Source organism: Corallococcus praedator, assembly GCF_003612125.1.
GTDB lineage: Bacteria > Myxococcota > Myxococcia > Myxococcales > Myxococcaceae > Corallococcus > Corallococcus praedator.
Genome location: NZ_RAWI01001360.1, coordinates 1 through 396 on the forward strand (window position 1 = coordinate 1; position 396 = coordinate 396).

The window sequence follows — 396 nt, forward strand, 5'->3', positions numbered from 1 at the left end:
GTGCTGCAGATGATCATGGATTCGTTGCGGTACTGGGTCACCGAGATGCACGTGGACGGCTTCCGCTTCGACCTGGCCAGTTCGCTGGCCCGGCAGTTCCACGAGGTCGATCGGCTGTCGGCGTTCTTCGACCTGGTGCAGCAGGACCCGATCATCAGTCAGGTGAAGCTGATCGCCGAGCCGTGGGACATCGGTGAGGGCGGTTACAACGTCGGTGGTTTCCCGCCGGTCTGGACCGAGTGGAACGGCAAGTACCGGGACCAGGTGCGCGACTTCTGGCGCGGCCAGGACGCCACCCTCGGCGAGTTCGCCTCCAGGTTCACCGGTTCGGCGGACCTGTACGAGGATGACGGGCGCAAGCCCTACGCCTCGATCAACTTCGTCACCGCCCATGAC

Annotated in this window: 1 pseudogene; it reads left to right on the forward strand. The window is 64.4% G+C overall.

Annotation, left to right across the window (positions count from 1 at the left end):
• Nucleotides 1-396: pseudogene (locus tag D7Y13_RS44460) on the forward strand (glycogen debranching protein GlgX); the annotation flags it as partial.